Source organism: Chloroflexota bacterium, from assembly GCA_034717495.1.
GTDB lineage: Bacteria > Chloroflexota > Anaerolineae > JAAEKA01 > JAAEKA01 > JAYELL01.
In genome coordinates, this window is sequence record JAYELL010000038.1 from 79760 (window position 1) to 102209 (window position 22450).

Below are 22450 nucleotides of genomic sequence, written 5' to 3' on the forward strand. Positions count from 1 at the left end.
GCGACACGGGGATGGGGCGACACGGCGATGGTTTGGAGCACGAAGGCGCGAAGGCTCACGAAGGGCGCGAAGGACACGGCGACCCTGCGACACGGCGACCTTGCGACGCTGCAACACGGCGACCTTGCGACGCTGCGACACGGCGACCTTGCGACGCTGCGACACGGCGTCCCTGCGACCTTGCGACATGGCGACGCTTGAATTCGCATCCTTTTGGCCGTATAATGGGAGTGGAAGGTGGCCGGCGAGTCATTGGCCTGTGAAACCCGATTATGCGTAAAGAAGCGACTCTTTACAAGAAACTCAAGAAGAGCTACGTGCAGTGCACAGCCTGCGAGCATTTCTGCGCGATCGAGCCCGGTGGCATGGGCAAGTGTGGAATCCGGCGGAACTACGATGGTGCCCTCTACCTTATGGTCTATGGTCAGGCCGCGGCACTGCACGTCGATCCCATCGAAAAGAAGCCGCTCTATCACTTTTTGCCCACCCGGTCGATTCTGTCCCTTGGAACGGTTGGCTGCAACTTCCAGTGCCAGTTTTGCCAAAACTGGTCGATCAGCCAGGCCGGCGACAAGGTAGAGCCCGGTTACGCTGGAGGAGAACAGGCCATGCCGGAGGACCTGGTGTCCTTCTGCCAGCGGCGCAACATTCCCATGCTGGCCTACACCTACAACGAACCTGCCGTTTTCTTCGAGTACGCCTGCGACACTGCCAGACTCGCGCATCAAAATGGCATTCGCAACGTCTTCGTGAGTAGTGGTTTCGAGTCGATGGACGCTCTGATGGAGATTGAGCCCTATCTTGACGCGATAAACATTGACCTGAAGGCTTTCAACGACCGCTTCTATCGGGAAGTCTGTGGAACCCGTCTGGCGCCGGTGAAACGAAACATCGAACACATTGTCCATCACACGGATATTTGGATCGAGATCACCACGCTCTTGATCCCGGGTCTAAACGACTCCGAGCCTGAGTTGCGAGAGATGGCCGCCTGGCTGGTATCGGTCTCGCCTGATCTGCCCTGGCACATTTCGGCCTTTCATCCTGCCTATAAGATGCTCGACCGGCCTCGAACGCCTCATGGAAGCCTGGTCCGGGCCTGGGAAATCGGCAAGGATGCCGGATTGAACTACGTTTATGTGGGCAATGTGCACGACCGGGACCGTGAAAGCACGCTCTGTCCCCAATGTGGCGAACGGCTGATCAGTCGAAGCTGGTACAGGGTGACGGCTCACTGGCGAAGGCCGGGTGAGTGCCATGGCTGTGGCGCCAGGATTCCCGGCATTTGGGTTTGACCATCGAGGCGAAGCGACGGAGGTGACGTGATGATACCTATAGCGCCCCGCGTCAGGCGTCCGGCAGTAGCAGGCAGCTTCTATCCAGGTGTTGCAGATAATCTAAGGGCCGAGGTGGAGGCCCAACTGAACGCCGCTATCGAGGCTGACTTGCCGCCGGTGCGTGCCCTGATTGTACCCCATGCCGGGTATCGTTTTTCGGGCCCTGTTGCTGCCAGTGGCTTTCGCCAGTTGACTTCCCGGGAGTCGGGAGGGTTACCCACCATCTTTCTTCTGGGGCCGGCCCATCACTATCCCGTTCGGGATGTGGCTTTGGCTCCATACGATCGATTCGACACGCCCCTGGGCTCCGTGCCGCAGAAGAAACAGGTGGTCGAGGATATGCTGCGAGATCCAAGAATGTATCAGCCGATCGCCAGCGCCCACGATCCGGAGCATTGCCTGGAAGTGGAGTTGCCCTTCCTGCAGATGGTGTTGGGCGATTTCGACCTGGTTGCTATGCTGTGTGGTCGAACAGATATCGATCGGGTCGCCTCCGATCTTGCTGTCCGTGTGGGACCCGACGACCTGGTTATTGTGAGTTCCGATCTGAGCCACTTTTATGCCTACGACCAGGCGCGCCGGCTGGATAGATTTTTTCTTGAGGCTGTGCTGGCAGGCGATTTCGAGCAAGCGGCTCAGGGCGAAGCGTGTGGTCTGCAGTCGATATTGATCCTGATGCGACTGGCGCAGATGAAGAACTGGCGGCCGACCCTGCTTGACTACCGCAATTCAGGCGACACCGGCGGGGATCGCTTTCGGGTTGTCGGCTATGCCGCGCTGGCTTACACAGACTAAGATGTCAGCATGTCGATATCCACGCCGCTTCGCTCCGGGACCTTGTGTCATCATGTCACAATACTATGATAATAGGAATCGTTACCATCGAACTCTATCTGCCTATGAATGGCAGCTTGAAGGGTAAACGCAGCGTCATCAAACCGTTGACCAATCGCTTGCGGAAAGACTTCAACGTGTCCGTCGCCGAGGTTGATGAGCAGGACAGTCTTCGCTCGGCTGTCATCGGCGTCGCGTGTGTTTCATCGGACAAAGCCTATGCCCATGGCCTGCTCATGCGGGTGGTGAGCAGCGTCGAGCGCTGGCGACTGGACGCCGAATTGGTCGACTACGAAATCGAATTGATAGCCTGAAGATTTGCAGCAACACGCCACAGGGGGACTACTCAGTCGGGCATACCCACGAAAAATGATGAGCAATTCAGGCCAGATTCAGCCGGGCGAATACTCTTTGCCGCCGGGATTTTGCCGGCGCATCGATAAAACCTTTGGCGAGGAGGGAAGAGAGTGGCTGGAAGGTCTTCCAGCCCTGCTGGATCGGTGTGCGCAGCATTGGTCACTGCAGCTGCTGGCGCCGTTTGAACCCCTTTCCTACAACTATGTAGCCCCGGCGATTCTTCTCGACGGCAGCCAGGCGGTTCTCAAGGCAGGTGTCCCGAACCCCGAGCTGTACAGCGAGATGGCGGCGCTGCAACTCTATGATGGCCGCGGCATCGTTGGGCTGCTGGCATACGATGCCGATCTGGGGGCCATGCTTTTGGAACGACTTCAACCCGGTTCGCCGCTGCGCCTGGTGCAGGATGACGAACAGGCAACGGCGATCGCAGCGCAGGTCATGCAGCGGTTGTGGCGGCCCGTGCCTGCCAATTATTCGTTCAAATCGGTTGGGGATTGGGCACAGGGGTTGGGCCGCTTGCGAGAGCAGTTCGGTGGTGGCACTGGCCCGTTACCGGAAGAGCTGGTGGTGTTGGCCGAAAATCTCTTTGAGGAACTCCTGAGATCGATGGGGAAAAGCGTGTTGCTTCACGGCGATCTTCATCATGACAACATCGTGGCGGCAGAGCGCTCACCCTGGCTGGCGCTGGACCCAAAGGGGATCGTGGGTGAAGCAGCCTATGAGACGGGGGCATTGCTGCGCAATCCACTGCCCTGGCTGCTGGAGCAACCCGATCCTCAGCGTGTTCTGGCGCGCAGGGTCGATCAGTTGGGCGAGTTGTTGGGTTTCGACCGCCAGCGCCTGGTGCGATGGGGGATCGCTCAGGCGGTGTTATCGGCAGTCTGGACCGTCGAGGATCACGGCACCGGTTGGCAGAGTCAGATCGCAATTGCCCGTCATCTGGCTGGCGTGATGGCGATCTAAAAACGCTGGGAAGGTCGCGTCCGTCGCGCAATGGTGCGTTCGATATTTCCTAGATATGTCGCTTTAGCCTGGCTATTCGCTGGAAGGAGCGATCGATGCGCTCGGGGCTGATGCGGCCCGCATCCACGGCGGCGCGCACGGCCTCGATGGCCTGCGTGGCGGCGTCAGGTTCGAACAGCGAGTTGTTAGCGATGGCGATAATATCCACCCCTGCCTCGATGCTCTGAAGTATGGCTTCTTCGAAGCCGAAATGCTTTCGGATGGCGCCCATCTGCATGTCGTCGGAAATGACCACACCGTCGTAGAAGAGACGGTCCCTGAGCAGGCCGGTGATGGTCGGTCGGGAGAGAGTGGCCGGGAATTCAGGATCGATGTGGCTGTTGAAGACATGGGCGGTCATCACCGAATCGGTCAGTCCTTCGGCAATCAGGTTGGCATAGGGGACCAACTCGTCCATGGACCAGGTGTCGGTGATGTCAACCATGCCCGCGTGGGAATCCCTGGTGGAGCTGCCGTGGCCCGGGAAATGTTTCAAGCAGCAGCGGACCCGTTGTTTGTGATGGGCCTGTACGAAGGCGCGGGCATGCCGGGTGACTGTCTCCGGGTCGGCGGAAAAACTGCGCCCGTACCTGGCGATGACCGGGTTGTCCGGATTGATGTTCAGATCGACCACCGGCGCCAGGTTGAGATTGATGCCGACCTGGGCCAGGGTTTTGGCCATCCGGGCCGCCTCCATCCAGGTCGCGTTGGAATCGTTGCTTTCTCCCAGGCTTTGGTGGGATTCTGTGGCCGGGAAGCCGTAACGGGGTTTTAACCGGGCTACCACGCCACCTTCCTGGTCCGCGGCTACCAGCAGGGGGATTTCGGCAGCCTGCTGAAGGGAGTCGACCAGCGTTTTCAGCTGTTCGGGTGACTGCACGTTGCGGCGATAGGACCGGCTGGGTCCGTCGTAATCGAAAAGTACCACACCGCCCAGATGATTCCCGCGGATATCGCCTATGATCGGGCTGGTGTCGTCGACGGTCAGTCCCTGGAAACCGAGCAACAACATCTGACCGATTTTGACCCGCAGACTGACCTCCGGGGTTGCCAGGGGCACTGTCAGCGCTTCGGCCTGATTTTTTGACAATGGGGTATTGGTCGCTTGAGTTACGGGCGCGACGGCTGTTTCAGCCGGACGAAGTGACTGGTCGATGTGGGAAAGCGTATCGACTGCGCAGCCGGCCAGCAGGGCCGCGCCCAATCCATGCGCTGCCACATACAAAAACGCCCGGCGGGATAGTTCTGGAGGCATTTCTCGGTTTGATTTCACACTGCCACAGGATAGCGCATTTTGTCACTGTTGGCAAAACCGCAAGCTCGGGACGCGCCTTCAGCATGACATAACCGAAATTTCTTGGGAGAATTGCTGCACCAACCTGGGAAGGATTGACCCCCTGTGCATCCGGTGGTATAGTAGCACACGTCGCGTGCGAAACCAATGCCAGGAAGCCAAATGCCAGCAGAGCAATCGATCGTTATGAACGGACCGACCCATGCCTTTGTTCGCCCACCGGGCGACTCCTACGAAAAGGCTCTGGGACAAGCGCCGGACGCAGAACCTATCGATATCAACCGGGCTCGTGCCCAACACAGTCTCTATCTCGATGCGCTGCGCGCCAGCGCCATTGAGGTTACGGTGCTGGCGGAGGCCGAGCAGTGGCCCGATTCCTGTTTCGTGCAGGATGTGGCGCTGCTGCTGCCGGCGTTGAGTATCTTGAGTCGACCTGCAGAACCCTCCCGCCAGGGTGAGGTCGATCTGATCCGTCCCTATCTTCCCGTGAGAAACCCGGTAGTTGAGATTTCTGCTCCCGGCACGCTTGAATGGGGCGACGTTTTGATCCTCGACCAGAACCTGGTCGTCGGCCTGTCGGCACGCACCAACCAGGCGGGCAGCGAGCAACTACGCCAATTCGTGGTGCCCCTGGGGCTGACGGTAGAAACATTGACAGTACCCGAGGGTCTGCACCTGCTCAGTGGTATCAACTCTCTCGGGCGGGCACCCGGTCAGGACGATGGTCCGTTTGTTGTGGTGGCCTGGCCTCTCTACGCCGATCTTGCGCAGATTCGGGGAGCTGATATTATCGTGACGCCGGATGATGAATCCGGGGCAGCCAACTGCCTGGCTCTGGGCGATACAGTCATCGTGCCGGCAGGCTTTCCCAGGACAGCGACAGCGATCTGGCGTCGGGGCTTTCGTGTACTGACCGTGCCGATAGGGGAGTTCGCTAAGTCGGATGGTGGAGTGACCTGCTTGAGTTTGCTGTCATAATTATCGATTCGCTCCCGTACGGGTGGTGAAAATTTGCACGGCACTCTGATGTAATGTAGAATTTAACGACCTTTTTCGGTCTCGCCTCAGTGAAAGGACGTCGCGATGGCAGATACGCCTCAGGGCATGGCTGAAGTGCCGGACGAACTCGATAAGAATATTCTGCTGACTACGGTTGATTTCGTTTACAACTTAAGCCGTAGCTATTCCCTTTGGCCTATGACCTTTGGTCTGGCCTGCTGCGCCATTGAGTTTATCGTCGCGGGCACAGCACGCTACGATATGTCTCGCTTCGGCATGGAAGTGGCTCGCCCATCACCTCGCCAGGCCGACCTGCTCATTATCTCCGGAACGGTCACCAAAAAAATGGTTGTGCCCATTGTGCGCCTCTACAACCAGATGGCTGAACCTCGCTACGTGCTCGCTATGGGCGCATGTGCCACTGGCGGCGGCCCCTTCAAGGAGGGCTACAACGTCGTGTCCGGTATCGACAAGTATTTGCCGGTCAGCGTGTATGTGCCCGGCTGTCCGCCCACGCCAGAGGCCCTCATCCACGGTTTCATCTCTCTGCATAACAGATTCAAGACAGAGTCGGTGCGCACGGTTCCCTGGTATCAAAAGGAATACACCGGTGAAACGCCGATCCCGGTTCTGGGCCCCGATATTATCAATACCCAGCCGCAGGCAGTCCGGCGTGTCCGCGATGTCAATATGAGACGGTTGATGGAAGCGCGGGCATCTGTTCAGCCGACGATTAGCGGCATCGCCGCCAGCGGAGATGGCGAACAGGTGCTGATCACTAACCAGGGCCTGGCACAAGACCTCACCGGCTGGAAGCTGGTCAGCGATCAAAAGGAACGGACATACGAGTTCCCGACGGGTTTCGTGCTGATGTCCGATTCAGAAGTCAACGTTTACAGTGGCCCGGAAGCGAAGACGATGACGCCCAACGACTTGGTGTGGACCAAAAAGAACGTCTGGACCGGCGATAGCGGCAGTGCATCGCTTCTCGACGCCGAGGGCAACACCGTATCCACCTTCAGTTTTTAAACGAGGGAACCATGACAGAAGGAACAGAAGGAACAGTGGAAGCAACTCTTCCTTACGACGACGTGGTACCCGGCGCGGTATTGGCCGAGGAAGAAGGACTGGATGGCATGTCCCTGGTCGTCGACCCCGACAAGATCATCGAACTCGTGACCCATTTGCGGGACGAGGAAGGTTATGATCTTCTCTCAAACCTGACGGGGGTCGACTATCTTGGCTACAAGGATCGCACCAGCGCCGACCGGTTCGAGGTAGTGTATCATCTCTACTCGACGAAAAAGGGTGGCGGTCCAAAGGTCCTCAAGGTCCGACTTCCGGAGGATGATCCGACGACCCACTCGCTGATCCAGGAGTACCCGGGCGCCAATCTTCAGGAGCTGGAGGCTTACGACCTCTACGGCATCAAGTTTGCCGGACACCCGAATTTGCGTCGCATATTGCTCTGGGAAGGCTTCGATGGCCACCCCATGCGCAAGGACTGGCAGGAGCCCTATTTCGAGGCGGAGACCAAACCTTTCAAGAGCCGCCATCCTGCAGGCAATCATAGCTGGGCCGAGGATCGTAACCCCTGGGGCGCCAACGTGCAATATTGGGAGGGTTTCGACCCCGAGACCTTTGAGGAGCCGGTGGCGATAATGCCATTGGAACGCCATGCTGGAAACGGTGTGTCGGGCGCTCTCAAGACCGACCGCCTGGTCGTCAACATGGGCCCGCAGCATCCCAGCACCCATGGCGTGTTTCGTATGATCGTGGAACTGGAAGGGGAAACCATTACGGCTTTGGAGCCAGAGATGGGCTACCTTCATCGCAACCACGAAAAGATCGGTGAGCGCAACACCTATTTGATGAACATGCCCTATACCGATCGGCTTGATTATATCACTTCTATGTCCAACAATCTGGCCTACGCGGTCGCTGTCGAAAAGTTGCTGGATGAGAGATTTACCCCGCCGGAACGGGCCGAGTACCTGCGGGTGATCATGGCTGAATTGACCCGCCTCGTCAATCACCTTTTTGCCATCGGTACCTTGCTCAATGACCTGGGCGCGTTCTTCACCCCTTTGCTCTACACGGTGCGAGAACGGGAACATTTGCTGGATATGTTTGAGTGGGTGTCTGGCAGCCGCATGATGTGCAATTACATGCGTTTTGGCGGCGTTGCCAGCGATGTGCCGGATGGATGGCTCGAGCAGTGCCGGGAACTCGTTACCAACCGCCTGCCGGCCAAGATCGATGAGTTCGATCGGCTGCTGACCGACAATGAGATCCTCCAGGTTCGTTGTGTCGGCACCGGCTATCTGTCACCGGAGGATGCGGTGGCACTGAGCTGCACGGGCCCCCAACTGCGTGGCTGTGGTGTACCCTACGACGTTCGAAAGGCCGAACCCTATTCTATCTACGACCGTTTCGACTTCGATGTGGTTTCCTACAGCGGTGGCGATGTCTACTCCCGCTATCTGGTGCGCCTTGGGGAGATGCGCCAGAGTCTGCGCATTCTCGAGCAGGCGCTGGATCAGATACCGGAAGGGCCAGTCTTGCCCCCCAAGGGTGGTGGATACATTATTCGTCCTCCGGCAGGCGATGTCTACGGGCGAATCGAGTCGCCCAAAGGGGAATTGGGCTTTTATCTCGTGTCCAACGGCAAGGGCAACCCGTGGCGTTATCGGGTCCGGCCGCCATCCTACATCAATTTGAATGCACTGGCACCTATGTGCATTGGTAGCAAGATTGCCGACTCGGTTATTATCCTGGGTGGCATCGACATCGTGCTGGGCGAGGTAGACCGCTAGATCATTCTGCGAGGTCAATCCGGTCGGGGATTCACGGAGGACTCATGTTTGGAACTGGATTACTGAAGGGCTTGAGCGTTACCATCAAGCGTGCGGTGGAAACATACGTCGACGACGTAAAAGCGATTCCCAGCCGCTATGCCTACGGTCGCGATATGATCAGGCAGGGTTCTGATGAAGAAGGCATTTATACGATCCAGTACCCGGAAGAGAAGCGCCAGTTGCCGGAGCGTTTTCGTTATCTTCCGATGCTCATCCATGAGACGTCCGCTGATGAGGATCGTTGCACGGCCTGTGGAATCTGCAGCAAGGTCTGTCCTCCGCAATGTATCTGGATTATCCGTAGCAGCGATGAAAAGGGCAAACCTGTGCCCAAGCCGGCTGAATTTTTTATCGATACCTCCATCTGCATGAGCTGTGGCTTTTGCGCCGAGTTTTGCCCATTCGATGCTATCAAGATGAACCATGATTACGAGTTAGCGGTCTTCGAGCGCTATCCGGATATGGTGTACAATCTTGAGGAACTGACGGTTCCCGTCGAATACTATGCAGCCATCTATCCGACGCAATATGCCGCCGAGGAAGAGCGGCGCGCCGAGGAAGAAGCCAAAAAAGCTGCCAAGGCCGCCAAGAGGAAAAAGCCTGCAGCTCCAGCTGCCAGGGCCGCGTCCGGAGCAGCAGCAGCCAGCAAGGTGGCCGCAAAACCGGCCCCACACACCTCCGGGCTCAGCCCCGAGGAATTGGAAAAGCGCCGGGAAGAGGCCAAGGCGCGGGCAGCTGCCCGCAAGGCAGCCGCAGCGGGTGAGGCGGAAGAAGCCAAGGCTGAGTCTGAACCCCTTGCTGCCCAGTCGCAGACTTCCGGGCTCAGTCCCGAGGAGCTGGAAAAGCGCCGGGAAGAAGCCAGGGCACGAGTGGCCGCCCGCAAGGCCGCTGCCGCGGGAGAAGTCCTCGATGTGGACAAAAAAGCGGTCGCGCCGGAACCGGTTACCGTTGCCGTCACCTATGGCAAGGTTCTGGGACCAAAGGCGCGGACCTCGGGCACATTGAGCTACGAAGAACTGGAAAAACGCCGGGCGGCGTCCTACGCGCGCTACAAGGCTCGAAAAGGCGACGATGCCAAGGTTTTGCCACATTGATGGCGCCTCTGCAAGAGAGATCATAAACGATTGCGCGAACCGATTTTCCAACAGATGGATGGGTGCCGAGGAGTCTGGCGTTAAGCAATAGAACCGGCTCCTCGCTGCTTTTTTGCAAGTAGTTCGGACGATCTGGACAGAGCGTTTGAGGAGGACACCGATGTCACTTATATTTACACTTCACGGCCACGCATGTTTCACCCTGGCGAACGACGGGGCCACACTGCTGGTGGACCCCTTTATCACAGACAATCCGGCGGCAATGGTAGCGTCCGAAGACCTGGCGGCAGATTTCATTTTTGTCTCCCATGGTCATTTCGATCACCTGCCAGACGCTGCTGATATCGCCAAACGAACCGGCGCTACCGTTTTCGGCACCGTTGAGGTGACCAGTTGGATCGCAGGTCACGGTGTGGAGAAGGTTCACGGCATGCAGCCTGGTGGTTCATTCCAGTTTCCCTTCGGACGCGCGAAGTTGACCATCGCCCATCATGGTTCCATCTTGCCCGATGGCAGCTATGGCGGCGTCGCGGCCGGGGTCATCATCGATATCGGTGGCAAGCGGGTTTACTATACCGGCGACACTGCCTTGAGCTACGACATGAAGCTCTACGGGGAAGAGGGAATCGATGTGCTGATCCTGCCCATTGGCGATAATTTCACCATGGGTCCTGAGGATGGCCTGCGCTGTGTCAAGTTTGTCGATCCCAAGGTGGTCATCCCGCTCCATTACGACACCTGGCCACTGATCGAGCAAAACGTGACAGCCTTTGCGGAAGCGGTGGAAGAGCAGACCGGCGCCCGTTGCATAGCGGCGGCTGTCGGGGAAGAAGTTGCCTTGTAACCGGCTTGCGACTGGCAGCCAGATGGCTGCGTTTTTTTGACGATTCCTGTGCAATGTGGCACGCGCATTATCCGACGAGGTGCCAAATGGCAAGCATGTTTCCAAAAGCTGAAATTCTTTTCCCGTTCACGTTGATTCCCGCGCTGAAAGACCTGCGAGGGCCCAAGTGGGCGGAATTGGTGGGCCAGGTCTCCAGGTTGCCGCAGACCCATCCGGACAGCCTGGCCTTCTGCCTGATGATGGTTGAACTCGATGGTTGCCTGAATTGTTATGCGGGCAGCTACAAGTTCATGCGAGGCTGCGCCGCGTGCGCTCGCCAGACTATCACACAGTTCAAGGGCAGCGATGCTGCTTTGTTGCGTCTGTTCCAGCAGGCCCAGCAGGCCGTCCAGGAATACCAGGTTTCAGGCCAGTACACCCCTTTGGATGATCGGGAGACTGAAGAGGTCGCGTAATGGTGGTCACTTCTGCGGCATCATTTCAATCGGCTGCCCTTCTGTATGGCAGGAAATTCTGGCAATCGGGCAACAGGTATGACTGAGCAAGCGCACGTCGGCATCGTAGGTGCCGGCATTGCCGGCCTTACGGCCGCATTTGACCTGTCGAAAAAAGGTTATCGGGTAACGGTTCTGGAAAGCAGCCATCGAGTTGGTGGGCTGGCAGCTGGCTTCAAGGCCTCCAATTGGGATTGGCCTCTGGAGGAGTTCTACCATCACATCTTCACCGGTGATGAAGCGATCCTCAACCTGGCCGGGGAGATCGGTAGTTCCGTCTTTTTCCGTCGTCCCGTGACGTCCATGTGGTTCGAGGGCAAGGCCTATCCTTTCGATAGCCCGATGCGCGTGTTGAGCTTTCCTCACCTGGGATTTGTGGACAAGATGCGCATGGGCCTTACGATCGCGTATCTGCGCTACCTGACCCGCGACTGGAAGCAGCTCGAAACGACGACCTCGGATCGTTGGCTGCGAAAGCAGATGGGGAATCAAGCCTACGAAACCTTGTGGCAGCCTATGTTACAGGGAAAATTTGGCGATCACTACGATGAGGTCAACCTGGCCTGGTTCTGGGCGAGAATGGTAAAACGCAGCCCCAGCCTTGGCTATTTCGAGGGAGGATTCCAGACGTTTGCCGATCGTTTGGCTGATGCCTTGCTGGATCGGGGCGGGCAGATTCGAACCGATACCAGGGTGAGTCACATTGTTCGATCCAATGGCGGTTGGCAACTGCAATCCGCTGATGGCGATGACGACTCAGAACCCTTTGACGCCGTGGTTGCGACGGTGCCCCCTTATCTGCTGGCGCGCATCGTACCCGGCCTTCCGGCGGACTACCTGGCGGGATTGCAGCAGTTGCAGTCGATGGGGGCCGTTGTCATGACAATGGCCGTGGACCGGCCAATTACCGACGGTCACTATTGGATTAACCTGCCCAAGGCTGCTGGTTTCCCCTTTCTGGCCTTCGTGGAGCACACCAATTACATCGATTCCGAGCATTATGGCGGCGACCATGTAATCTATTGCGGTGATTACCTGGATGTCGATCATGCCCATTTTTCCATGAGCGACGAGGAACTGCTGGATGCATTTTTGCCCGGAATTAAACGGCTGCGACCCGACTTTGAGCGCAGCTGGATTCGTCAATTTTGGGTACACAAGGCGGCCTACGCCCAGCCTGTGCCCCCTGTCAACTATTCCCATCAGATTCCGGACCTGAGAACGCCGCTAACCGGGCTATACTTCGCCAGCATGAGCCAGGTGTACCCCTGGGACCGGGGCACCAACTACGCGGTTGACATCGGTCACAGAGTAGCCGGACTGGTGCAGGATGATCTGCGAAATCAAAACCAAGAGAGGTAGCATATTTTATGACGACAAGTGATAGCAAAGAAAACGGACATGTAACCGAAACTGAGGTGTTGGCTGCCCTGAGCAACGTCATCGAACCTGAACTGCACAAGGATCTGGTTACCCTGAACATGATCAGGGACATTCAGATCGATGGCGGACAGGTGGCGTTTACCATCATGTTGACGACTCCCGCGTGCCCCTTGCGCGGGAAGATGGAGGAGGAAAGCATGGCGGCTGTATTGGCCATGCCAGGCGTCGAGTCGGTAAAGGTCAACTTCGATGCCAACGTGCGGCAAGACAGTCGAATTGCGGGTCAACTGCAAATACCTGTCAAAAACATCATAGCCGTTGCCAGCGGTAAGGGTGGCGTCGGAAAGAGCACCGTCGCGGTCAACCTGGCGGTTGCCCTGGCCCAACAGGGCGCCAAGGTCGGTATCCTGGATGCCGATATCACTGGCCCCAATATTCCCATGATGATGGGTCTAACCCGGGATAGTTTGCCTTCGCCTGAGGATGGCAAACTGGTTCCCCCCGTTGCCTACGGTGTTGAAGTCATCAGTATGGGTTTCCTGATTCCGCCCGGGAAGGCTGTGATCTGGCGCGGACCCATGCTGCATGGCGCCATTCGCCAGTTGTTCACCGATGTGGCTTGGGGCGAGCTCGATTATCTGATCGTCGATATGCCGCCCGGCACTGGTGATGCTACGCTCACACTGGCCCAATCGGTGCCGGTAACCGGTGGCATTATTGTATCCACGCCGCAAAATGTGGCGCTGGATGATGCGCAGAAAGGGCTTGCTGCCTTCGAGCAACTGCAGGTGCCGATACTGGGCATCATCGAAAATATGGCCGGGGAGGTGTTCGGCGAGGGTGGTGCAGAGCGGGCGGCCGAGCAATTGCATGTGCCATTCCTGGGCCGGGTCTATCTTGACCGGACCATCCGGGAAGGCAGCGATGCCGGATGGCCGATCGTGGCTGTCCATCCTGACAACGAGCAGGCCCAGGCCTTCAAAAACCTGGCGCAAGCTGTTGCTGCCCGGATTAGCGTAATGAGCTTCCAATCGGCTCCCGAGTTGAAGATAATTTAGTACCTTTTGAGTCAGATTCTTGCACACTGGGCAAGGAGATTATCCGCGAACCTAACAAGGAAGTACCGCAAACCTGAAAAGAAAAAAACATGACCGTAGCGCTGTCCTGAGTGTAGCCTAAGGGCAAACGTAGATCAATCAATAAAGAAGATCAGCGAAAACCTGCGCCGAAGGTCTGCGTAATCAGCGTTCTCCTGGCTTGTCCAGGTTAGGTTATTCCCAGCGATTCTCGATATGACGAAATTGGGCGCTGGAGTCGAGCCAGTGCGTAGCCCCCGTTTCGTCAGAGCGTCGGAGCGTCGGAATGTCAGGATGTCGCCAGGGCAGGCCATTCTGTCTGTCATTGCGACGCTACGCCAGCACGCTAGCAAGCGGTGCGTGAGCTAGCTAGGTAGGCCCGATCCCTCATCTACCTCGGCGGCGGTTGTGCGTGGGGCAAGGGCCGTGGCAATCCCAGAGTCCCTGCCCAATCCAACCTTACTTGACTGAAGAATGTTTGAGATCGCCGTCCACGAATAGGGCCACGAATACACGAACAGGGCAGATGCAGGGTCACTGCATTCGTGGATGGCCAGCTTCGGCCAGGGACGCGGAGTCGGAATGTCGGAAGGGCAGAATGTCAGAGTGTCGGAGTATCGCTGTGTCGCCGTGTCGCCCTTCTCCCCATCTCCGCGTCCCCGCGTCGCTCTATCCCCGTGTCCGACCCCGGAACTGACCACTATCCACGATCCACCAATCCCTCAGCCACCAGCTCCACCACATCCTTGACCTCGATGCCTTGATCAGCCTGTTTAGAGGCGTCGGTAAGCATGGTGAGGCAGAAGGGGCAACCGACGGCGATCGTCTTGGCGCCCGTGGCCGCGGCTTCCTCGTAACGACTTTCGTTGACTGCCTTCTGACCCGGTTCCTCTTCCTTCCACATCTGCGCACCACCCGCACCACAGCAGAAGGATTGGCGTCCCTGGCGTTTCATCTCCACCAGATCGCCGCTGACCCCCTGCAGCACCTGGCGGGGTGGGTCCAGGATATCGTTCTGCCTTCCCAGGTAGCAGGGGTCGTGGAATGTGACCGGGCCGCTGCTTGCCGGTCCAGACTGGATCTTGCCTTCGAGCATCAGATCGGCAATCAACTGGGTGCTGTGGATCACATCGTACTGACCGCCATATTGGTGGTATTCCTTGCCCAGGACATGCATGCAGTGGGGGCATGTAGTGACGATACGCGAAACATCGAACTCATCGAGGACTTCGATGTTGCTGAGTGCCAACTCCCAGAAGAGAGCTTCGTTGCCAGACCGGCGGGCCGAGTCGCCGGTGCAGTTTTCCATCTCGCCCAGCACGGCAAAATTCACCCCGGCAGCCTTCAGGATGGCAACAAACGCCCTGGCTGTCTTCTGGGCGCGCATGTCGTAGGCGGGCGCGCAACCGACCCACCATAAGATGTCGAACTCGGGATTGTCTTCCACGGTCGGAATGTCCAGATCGCTGGCCCAGGCCATCCGGTCTCCCCGGGCCAGGTTCCAGGGATTGCCAGAGCGTTCCATGCCCCGGAAGGCCTGCTGTAATTCATGGGGAAACTGGCTTTCCATGAGCACCTGGTTGCGGCGAATATGCATGATATCGAACATGGGCTCATTGCCCACGGGACAGATCTCAATGCAGGCGCCGCACGCTGTGCAGGCCCACAGCGCGGAGTCACTTATGGCGTAGGTCAGTAGCTGCTCCGAGTCGTCGCCAGCCGCCAGTTCATTGACATGAGCATTGATGTAGTAGCGTTTGTTGATCTCCAGCGCCGAGGGCGATAGCTCCTTGCCAGTCAGATAGGCGGGGCATTCATCCTGACAGCGGTTGCACATGATGCAGGCATAGGCATCCAGGATGTGGGTCGAGGGCAGCTGTTCCAGCCTGGCCGCGCCAAACTGCTCGATTTCCTCATCTTCAAAATCCATCGGTTCCAGTTCGCCCAGCGAGCTTCGTCGGGGATGAGTCAGGAAATTGAACCCCGACATGATCAGGTGGACGTGCTTGCTGCGGGGAAAGTAGGGGATGAAAGCCAGGATCAGGCCCAGAGCAATCCACCAGGAGAGGTGTTGCAGCAGCGTCAGGGTTGAGTCGTTGAATCCGGACCAGAGAGAAGATGCTGCGCTGGCAAAAGGCTGCCAGGAATCTCCCATGCCCTCCATGGCAAGGCCGAAGCTGACCCCCAGAAATCGAAAGCCCACGTGCAGGATGATGAACACCCCGACGATCAGAGAATCGCGGCGCACGGCCCCCTGCCTGACCTTCTCCATGAGCTTGACATTGTCGCGGATTTCCAAGTCTTTGCTGTGGAAGACAAACCGGCGCAACAGGAAGTAGATCATGCCGACGATCACGGCAACGCTCAAGAGATCGGCCAGAAGACGAAACAGGTTGCCAACGAGCCCCTGGCCCAGGAAGTGCACGCCAAAGAAGCCCTCGACGATATCTCCCAGGTTGACCAGAAAATAGAAGATAAAGCCCCAGGCGACCATAGCGTGAAAGAAGCTGGAGACAAACCGGGTATCCCAAGTTGGCTTCAAGAGGGCCCAGTCTGACAGGGCTTCGCCGACGCGGGATCCCATATCATGAGGAGGGAAGTCTCCCTGGCCACGATTGATGATTTGCCAGATCCTGCGGAAACCCTGATAGCCGTAATAAAGGGAAACAACGGCCGCCAGAACGAACAGGATCATCTCAATGATGGACAGTTGGAACATGGGGTTGGCTCCTCTAATTGTCAATTGGTGAATGGCCAATAGTCAATTGTTAACGGCAGAGAGCAGGTGAAAGACTGTTGACACCGATTATACAGGCGAATGGCAGAGGCGACAAGCGATGTGACGCGGTGCGTCAATTTGTGTACAAAAAAGGGCTTGCCTACAGGCATCATTTCGGGTAAACTGTGTCCATGGACGATCGAAGCCAAGCCTACATTTACATTGTACGCTGTGCCAACGGCAACTACTACACCGGGTGGACTACCGATGTTCAGCGCCGGGTGAAGCAGCACAACGCCGGGCGCGGGGCGCGTTATACGCGACAGCATGGCCCGGTCGAACTCATTTACTGGGAGGTCCTTCCTGACCGCAGCGCGGCCATGAAACGTGAGGACGAGATCAAACGCAAGGGACGCCAGTACAAGGAACAGATTATCATGGAGAGCGGTCCTGATTGGGCGGCCGGCGCTGGCCGGCAGCAGGATGGCGACTAGCGGCTTCGGCGGCATGCCTTCGGCATGACACCGACAAGGCCGAAGGCTCGTTGTGAACCAAGATCATTCAGGAAGAGGCTGATATGTACCTGTACATGTTCCGCGTGTTGCACAAGGAGGGATAGACGATGTCGTTGGTTCTTCGCCGCCCGTTGATCGCCCTGTCTCACAACAGGCAACTACAGGATCTTATTGTCGGCTTTCCTATTAGCCGGCGTATGGCGCGTCGGTTTGTGGCGGGAGAGAGCTTGCCTGAGGCCATCGACGTGATAAAACAGGTCAATGCCAGAGGGCTGCTTGCCACGATCGACTATCTTGGCGAAAATGTTTTCATGGAGGGGGAATCCCGGGTCAACGCCGACGAATACGTCCGGATCCTGCAGGCCATCGATGACAGCAACGTCAATGCCAATGTCTCGATCAAGCTGACTGCCATGGGGCTGGCCATCGACGACGGGCTCTGTTACGAAAACGTGCGTTTGATCGTGCAGTGGGCCGCAGAACTGGGCAATTCGGTGCGGATCGATATGGAGGACTCCCCTGTCACAGATCGCACCCTGGCCATCTATCGCCAGTTGCGAGAGGATTTCGACAACGTGGGCACGGTCATTCAGAGCTATCTTTTCCGCAGCCAGGCAGATGTGGCACAGCTAACGCGGGAGGGCCTGGCCAACTTGCGGCTGTGCAAGGGCGCCTATGACGAACCGCCCGAGGTGGCCTTTCCCCGGAAGGGGGAGGTGGATCGCAATCTGGAGGTGCTCATCAAGGCCATGTTGGAAGGGCAGTCGGATTACGATGGCACCTACGTTGCCGTGGCGAGCCACGATCACGCGATCATCAACTGGACCAAGGCCTTTGCCTTTCACAGGGGAATTACCCCGGATCGCTTCGAGTTCCAGATGTTGTACGGCATCCGGCGCGATCTTCAGCAAGCGCTGGTCGATCAGGGCTATCGGATGCGGGTATACATCCCCTATGGCACTGCCTGGTATCCCTATTTCATGCGCCGATTGGCGGAGCGGCCGGCCAATCTGCTTTTCTTCCTGCGCGCCCTGATGGGTGATTGACGATTTGCCCCACCAAACTGCGATTGCCCTTATCAGCTGTTTGAAAAGGGGTCGAAGATCTCCCCAGGCCGCTCGAAAGCTGCAATTTAGGCATGGAAGTCGGTGGCCTGATGCTGCGAAGCACACTTTGAAGACCCAACAAGCCCATGGACAAGACTGTTTAAACAGTTTCTGAGAACGAGAATAGTGCTTGACAAGCGGTGTGAAGCTGATTACAATGGGAAATGAAATTCGGCTTCGTTTGTCCCTCAGATGTCCGCGTGGGACATGTGTTTTACTTACTCTTCCCCGCGACCTCTGGCAACCAAAGGAGGTGTCCCAAAAGAGACTTTCAGCAAAAAAACGTTCGTGATTAGTTGGCTGCTGGGTTCGGGTTCCCTTCCTCGCCCACCCCTCACCGGATCCGACGACCAGCCTGCGACAGCGAAGAGAGGGGTTCTTCCATTTCTGTTTTTCCATCACACCATGTTTCGATTCTCAAGGAGGAGAACGTCATGAAAACTAAACTTGGGCTCAGTCTTTCCTTGCTTGTGTTGCTCTCTTTGATCATGAGTGCCTGCGTGGCTGCACCGCCGCCCCAGGTTCAGGTGGTCAAGGAGACCGTGGAGGTTATCAAGGAGGTTCAGGTTCCCGCCGAACCCGATGCCAAACCCTATGAGGGTGTAGAGATCAACATCCTGACCTTCACCGGCCCCCAGATTGCCGAGCCTTTGCAGCGCCGTGGTCCCGATTTCGCCGAGTTGACAGGCGCTCAGGTCAACGTGGTCGTCGTTCCCTTCAGCGATCTGTATCAGAAGATTCTCACCGACGTCGCTACAGGCACGGACTCCTTCGACGCCTGGGTGTTTGCTCCCCAGTGGATGGTGGACTTTATCGTGCCCGGCTATGTTGAGGACCTGACCGAAAAAATCGCCAATGACCCTGATCTGGAGTGGGATGATGTGGCTCCCTTCTTCCGCAACTTCAGTGCCAGCTACCAGGGTAGCATCTATACCATTCCGTTGGATGGCGATTTCCACATGGGCTATTACCGCACCGATCTGATCGATGAACCGCCCACAACCTGGGACGAATACCTGGCAATCGCCGCGGAGTTCCATGGCCAGGACCTGAACGGAGACGGCGATCCCGACTATGGCTCCTGCATCTCCAAGAAACGGGGCGCCCAGGCCTATTGGTTCATTTACGATATTGCTGCCTCGATGATCCAGAGTCAGGGCACCAGCCAGGGTACCTTCTTCGACACCGAGACCATGGAGCCGTTGGTGAAAAACGAAGCCTTCGCCAAGGCTCTGGAAATCAACATGGCCACCACCGAATTCGGTCCTCCCGATGAGCTGAACCTGGACGTGGGCGACACCCGCAGCCTCTTCACCTCTGGCCGCTGTGCTCTCTCCCTGGATTGGGGAGACATCGGCACACTGGCCATCGATCCTGACACCTCCGTCGTACAGGACAAGACCGGCGCGATGATCTTGCCCGGTTCCACCGAGGTGTTGGATCGAGAGACCGGCAAGTTGGTGCCCTGCGACGACGAGACATGCCCCTACGCGATCGATGGTGTGAATCACGCGCCTTTCGCTGCCTTTGGTGGCTGGTCGGGCGGCATCAACGCGGCGGCCGACGATCTCGTCAAGGCCGCAGCCTACGACTTCTTCTCCTACATGGCCCAGCCTGCACAGGCCAATGTGGACGTGACCATCGGGTTGACCGGTTTCAACCCCTACCGGACTTCCCAGTTCCTGAATCGCAAGGGTTGGGTGGAAGCGGGCATGAGTCCTCAGGCCGCTGCCGACTATCTGGGCGCCATCGAGGGTAGCCTGGCCAGCCCCAATATGGTGCTCGATCTTCGCATCCCGCAAAACCAGCGCTACCAGCAGGTGGTGTTGGACCAGGCGGTGAGTCAGTTCATGGCTGGCGAGATCACGGCCGAAGAGGCCATGGAACAGATCTACGTTGGCTGGGAGGAGATCACCGAGGAATTGGACCGCGAGGACCAACTCAAGGCTTACACTGGCACGTTGGGCGCCGAATAACAACCCTCCACCGGGCGAGTCTCAGCCTAGCATTGAGCGCAGGGTGAAGGCTTTCCCTCTTCCCGGTGTCGCATGGCTCGAAATTCGGGCCATGCGACACCGGTGCCACTGCGGATCAAACCGGCAATAAAATGAGAAGCGGGCCTGCTTATGACAGTCGATGACAGATCATCGGAGCTGACGACAGCAAGGAGTGATCCAGGGATGGAACAACCTGGATTATGGGGGCGGGTTCAGAGGCGATTCGAGGGGTCTGCCAACAGTGTTTTCATCTGGCCAGCCATTCTGATGGTTCTGTTCTTGTCCATCTTTCCTCTGATCATCTCTCTTTACCTGGCCTTCTCACGCCTGAAGTTTGTGCCCGGTGGCTTCGAAATCAAATTCGTTGGTCTGGCCAATTTCCGAAAGCTCCTGGTTGGCACCGAAAAAAACCATTTCCTGGGCAAGACCAGCCATCCATCCCTGCTGGGTTGGCTGTTGTTCGTACTCTTCGTGGGCTTGCTTTTATTATTCCTCCTCCGGTATATCAGGGGAAGTGAGTTTTCTATCGGGGGGCTGATCTTCCGTGGGGTGATTGTCGCCGTCCTGACCCTCTTTGCCTGGCTGGTGATTCAGACACTTTCGCCTGGGGGCCGTCCAGGAACCATGGTGATTACCTGGGTGTATGTCTTCGTCGGGATTGCGATCCAGTATACGCTGGGCTTGGGGTTGGCCCTGCTGGTCACCCAGCCGTTGCCGGGCAGGCGTTTCTTTCGGGTTGTGTTCCTATTGCCGATGATGATCACACCGGTCGGTGTGGCCTATATGTTTCGCATGATGACCGATACCGACAAAGGTCCCTTGCAACCGATTTGGCAGGCAATGGGGCTTGGGCTTTATTCCTGGGTGACTGATCCCTGGGGCGCGCGCAGTGCCGTCATGATCGGTGATATCTGGCAATGGACGCCCTTCATGTTCATCGTGTTGCTGGCTGCGCTCGAAGCCCAATCGATCGAGCAGCGGGAGGCCGCTCTGGTCGACGGCGCCAATCGCTGGCAAATCCTGCGCAACATCACCATGCCCCAGATCTTTCCCGTGAGCCTTACATTAGTGTTGATCCGCATGATCGAAGCCTTCAAGATCGTCGATCTTCCCAATGTTTTGACCAATGGAGGACCGGGCACTGCTACCGAGTCGTTGACCTTGCATTCGTGGATTTCGTGGCGAACCCTGGATATCGGCGGTTCGGCGGCCATTGCTTATTCCTTGCTTCTGGTGGTCACCTTCTTTGGCATCGCCTATGTCAATATCCTGCGCACCCGGGTCGCGGAGTGACTCAGTCATGTTTGAGAGAATCTTTAAGTCCAAGTCGGTGTTGAGTATGTCTCCCATTGAGATGACTCTCTCCTACATCCTGTTGATCGGTTGGGCCATCGTATGCCTGTTCCCCATCTATTGGCTGGCGGTCACGTCGCTGAAACTTCCGATCGATGTCAACATGGGACCCTATTATGTTCCCTTTGTTGATTTTGAGCCCTCGGGCCACGCATGGGAGTACATCCTGGCTGGCGACCTGGCCCGTGATACCCGGCGCAACTATGCCAATACGGTTGTGGTCGCGTCGGTCAGTGCTGTCATCGCCCTGATCCTGGGTACGGCTGCTGCCTACGCGTTGACTCGCTTCGATTACAATCCAAAACTTGGTGCAATCGGTCTTTTCATTCTCTGCCTGGCACTGGGCATTATCCTGGTCGTTATTGGCGTGCCCTGGCTTCTGGCCCTGGTATTGATCATTGCTCTGTTTATCATCTTGCTGCAAACGATCGGCAAACGTTTCAAACGCTCATTGGGAAACAGCGATATCGCTTTCTGGCTGATCTCACAGCGCATGTTGCCACCGGTGGCTGTCGTCATACCCATTTATATCATGTTCCAGTTCCTGGGCAACGCGATTGGTGTGAGGCTGCTGGATACCCGCTTTGCCCTGATAATCACTTATATTGCCGTCAATCTGCCAATAGTAATCTGGCTGATGCGCGACTATTTTTTGACCATTCCAATCGAGTTGGAGGAGTGTGCTGCCATCGATGGTGCCTCTCGTTATAGAACGTTCGTGTCAATTGTCCTGCCTCTTTCATTGCCTGGATTGGTCGCCACGTTTCTGTTTATTCTCGTCTTCGCCTGGAACGAGTACCTGTTGGCGCTTTTTCTGTCGGGCGCGAAATCTCAAACCCTGCCCTTGACCGTGGCAGCTCAGAACGCTACCCGGGGTCCCCAGTGGTGGTACATGTCGGTGCTGATCCTGATCATGATCATTCCGGTTATCCTGATCGCTATAGCCCTGGAACGGTTTATCGCTCGCGGCCTGTTGGTGGGCGCTGTTAAGGGCTAGGAATGGGTGACACGGCGACACGGCGATACGGAGACGCTGCGATGGGGCGACGCGGCGACGCGGCGACGCGGTGACACGGCGATCCTGCGACACGGAGACAGAGGGTCAGAAAAAACCTGATACGGCGTCTCCGGGACTCTGAGACTCTGATACTCCGGAACTCTGAAACTCTGAAACTCCGACCCTGCGAC

19 protein-coding genes and 1 pseudogene are annotated in these 22450 nt (G+C 57.3%); 18 read left to right on the forward strand and 2 right to left on the reverse strand.

Annotated elements, in window-relative coordinates:
- Positions 1 to 272: 272 nt before the first annotated feature.
- The 4 genes from amrS (at position 273) to U9R25_07405 (ending at position 3491) form a co-directional block, all read left to right on the forward strand.
- Positions 273 to 1295, forward strand: coding sequence for an AmmeMemoRadiSam system radical SAM enzyme (gene amrS, locus U9R25_07390; GenBank protein MEA3335720.1), 1023 nt, complete (start codon positions 273 to 275; stop codon positions 1293 to 1295).
- 30 nt (positions 1296 to 1325) lie between these two features.
- On the forward strand, positions 1326 to 2132 hold the full coding sequence (amrB, locus tag U9R25_07395) for an AmmeMemoRadiSam system protein B (GenBank protein MEA3335721.1): 807 nt from the start codon (positions 1326 to 1328) through the stop codon (positions 2130 to 2132).
- Between the two features lie 65 nt (positions 2133 to 2197).
- Positions 2198 to 2485, forward strand: a complete 288-nt coding sequence (locus U9R25_07400) for a DUF503 domain-containing protein (GenBank protein MEA3335722.1) — start codon at positions 2198 to 2200, stop codon at positions 2483 to 2485.
- Positions 2486 to 2540: 55 nt separating this feature from the next.
- Positions 2541 to 3491 carry an aminoglycoside phosphotransferase family protein gene (locus U9R25_07405; GenBank protein MEA3335723.1) on the forward strand — a complete coding sequence of 317 codons (951 nt, stop codon included), beginning with the start codon at positions 2541 to 2543 and terminating at the stop codon, positions 3489 to 3491.
- Positions 3492 to 3540: 49 nt separating this feature from the next.
- Here U9R25_07405 and U9R25_07410 read toward each other — a convergent pair whose 3' ends face one another.
- On the reverse strand, positions 3541 to 4785 hold the full coding sequence (locus U9R25_07410) for a glycoside hydrolase family 3 protein (GenBank protein MEA3335724.1): 1245 nt from the start codon (positions 4783 to 4785) through the stop codon (positions 3541 to 3543).
- A gap of 201 nt (positions 4786 to 4986) precedes the next feature.
- On the opposite strand from U9R25_07410, the gene U9R25_07415 reads away from it, so the two are divergent.
- The 9 genes and pseudogenes from U9R25_07415 (at position 4987) to U9R25_07455 (ending at position 13554) form a co-directional block, all read left to right on the forward strand.
- Entirely contained in the window at positions 4987 to 5802 is an 816-nt protein-coding gene (locus U9R25_07415; GenBank protein ID MEA3335725.1) for a N(G),N(G)-dimethylarginine dimethylaminohydrolase, read from the forward strand.
- Between the two features lie 126 nt (positions 5803 to 5928).
- A complete protein-coding gene (gene nuoB, locus U9R25_07420; protein MEA3335726.1) occupies positions 5929 to 6852 on the forward strand; it encodes an NADH-quinone oxidoreductase subunit NuoB in 924 nt (307 codons plus the stop codon).
- A 107-nt stretch (positions 6853 to 6959) separates the two neighbouring features.
- Positions 6960 to 7325 (forward strand): annotated as a pseudogene (locus tag U9R25_07425) (NADH-quinone oxidoreductase subunit C).
- 159 nt (positions 7326 to 7484) lie between these two features.
- Positions 7485 to 8639 (forward strand): NADH-quinone oxidoreductase subunit D, encoded by a 1155-nt coding sequence (locus tag U9R25_07430; protein MEA3335727.1) that lies wholly within the window; start codon positions 7485 to 7487, stop codon positions 8637 to 8639.
- Between the two features lie 44 nt (positions 8640 to 8683).
- Positions 8684 to 9775: a 4Fe-4S binding protein gene (locus tag U9R25_07435; protein ID MEA3335728.1), complete on the forward strand. Its 1092-nt coding sequence runs from the start codon at positions 8684 to 8686 to the stop codon at positions 9773 to 9775.
- Between the two features lie 160 nt (positions 9776 to 9935).
- Positions 9936 to 10619 carry a metal-dependent hydrolase gene (locus U9R25_07440; GenBank protein MEA3335729.1) on the forward strand — a complete coding sequence of 228 codons (684 nt, stop codon included), beginning with the start codon at positions 9936 to 9938 and terminating at the stop codon, positions 10617 to 10619.
- 86 nt (positions 10620 to 10705) lie between these two features.
- Positions 10706 to 11074 (forward strand): hypothetical protein, encoded by a 369-nt coding sequence (locus U9R25_07445; protein ID MEA3335730.1) that lies wholly within the window; start codon positions 10706 to 10708, stop codon positions 11072 to 11074.
- A gap of 78 nt (positions 11075 to 11152) precedes the next feature.
- Positions 11153 to 12475: an NAD(P)/FAD-dependent oxidoreductase gene (locus U9R25_07450; GenBank protein MEA3335731.1), complete on the forward strand. Its 1323-nt coding sequence runs from the start codon at positions 11153 to 11155 to the stop codon at positions 12473 to 12475.
- A gap of 8 nt (positions 12476 to 12483) precedes the next feature.
- Positions 12484 to 13554, forward strand: a complete 1071-nt coding sequence (locus U9R25_07455) for an Mrp/NBP35 family ATP-binding protein (protein MEA3335732.1) — start codon at positions 12484 to 12486, stop codon at positions 13552 to 13554.
- A 718-nt stretch (positions 13555 to 14272) separates the two neighbouring features.
- On the opposite strand, the gene U9R25_07460 is transcribed toward U9R25_07455, so the two are convergent.
- Entirely contained in the window at positions 14273 to 16291 is a 2019-nt protein-coding gene (locus tag U9R25_07460; GenBank protein MEA3335733.1) for a (Fe-S)-binding protein, read from the reverse strand.
- Positions 16292 to 16482: 191 nt separating this feature from the next.
- Here U9R25_07460 and U9R25_07465 point away from each other — a divergent pair, with 191 nt between their 5' ends.
- The 5 genes from U9R25_07465 to U9R25_07485 all read left to right on the forward strand — a co-directional run bounded on the left by U9R25_07465 (position 16483) and on the right by U9R25_07485 (position 22259).
- Entirely contained in the window at positions 16483 to 16785 is a 303-nt protein-coding gene (locus tag U9R25_07465; protein MEA3335734.1) for a GIY-YIG nuclease family protein, read from the forward strand.
- Between the two features lie 128 nt (positions 16786 to 16913).
- On the forward strand, positions 16914 to 17852 hold the full coding sequence (locus U9R25_07470; protein ID MEA3335735.1) for a proline dehydrogenase family protein: 939 nt from the start codon (positions 16914 to 16916) through the stop codon (positions 17850 to 17852).
- Positions 17853 to 18346: 494 nt separating this feature from the next.
- The gene (locus U9R25_07475; GenBank protein ID MEA3335736.1) at positions 18347 to 19888 is read left to right on the forward strand and encodes an extracellular solute-binding protein; all 1542 of its coding nucleotides are present in this window, start codon (positions 18347 to 18349) and stop codon (positions 19886 to 19888) included.
- A gap of 204 nt (positions 19889 to 20092) precedes the next feature.
- Positions 20093 to 21202 (forward strand): sugar ABC transporter permease, encoded by a 1110-nt coding sequence (locus U9R25_07480; GenBank protein MEA3335737.1) that lies wholly within the window; start codon positions 20093 to 20095, stop codon positions 21200 to 21202.
- 7 nt (positions 21203 to 21209) lie between these two features.
- Positions 21210 to 22259 (forward strand): carbohydrate ABC transporter permease, encoded by a 1050-nt coding sequence (locus tag U9R25_07485; protein MEA3335738.1) that lies wholly within the window; start codon positions 21210 to 21212, stop codon positions 22257 to 22259.
- Positions 22260 to 22450: the final 191 nt, after the last annotated feature.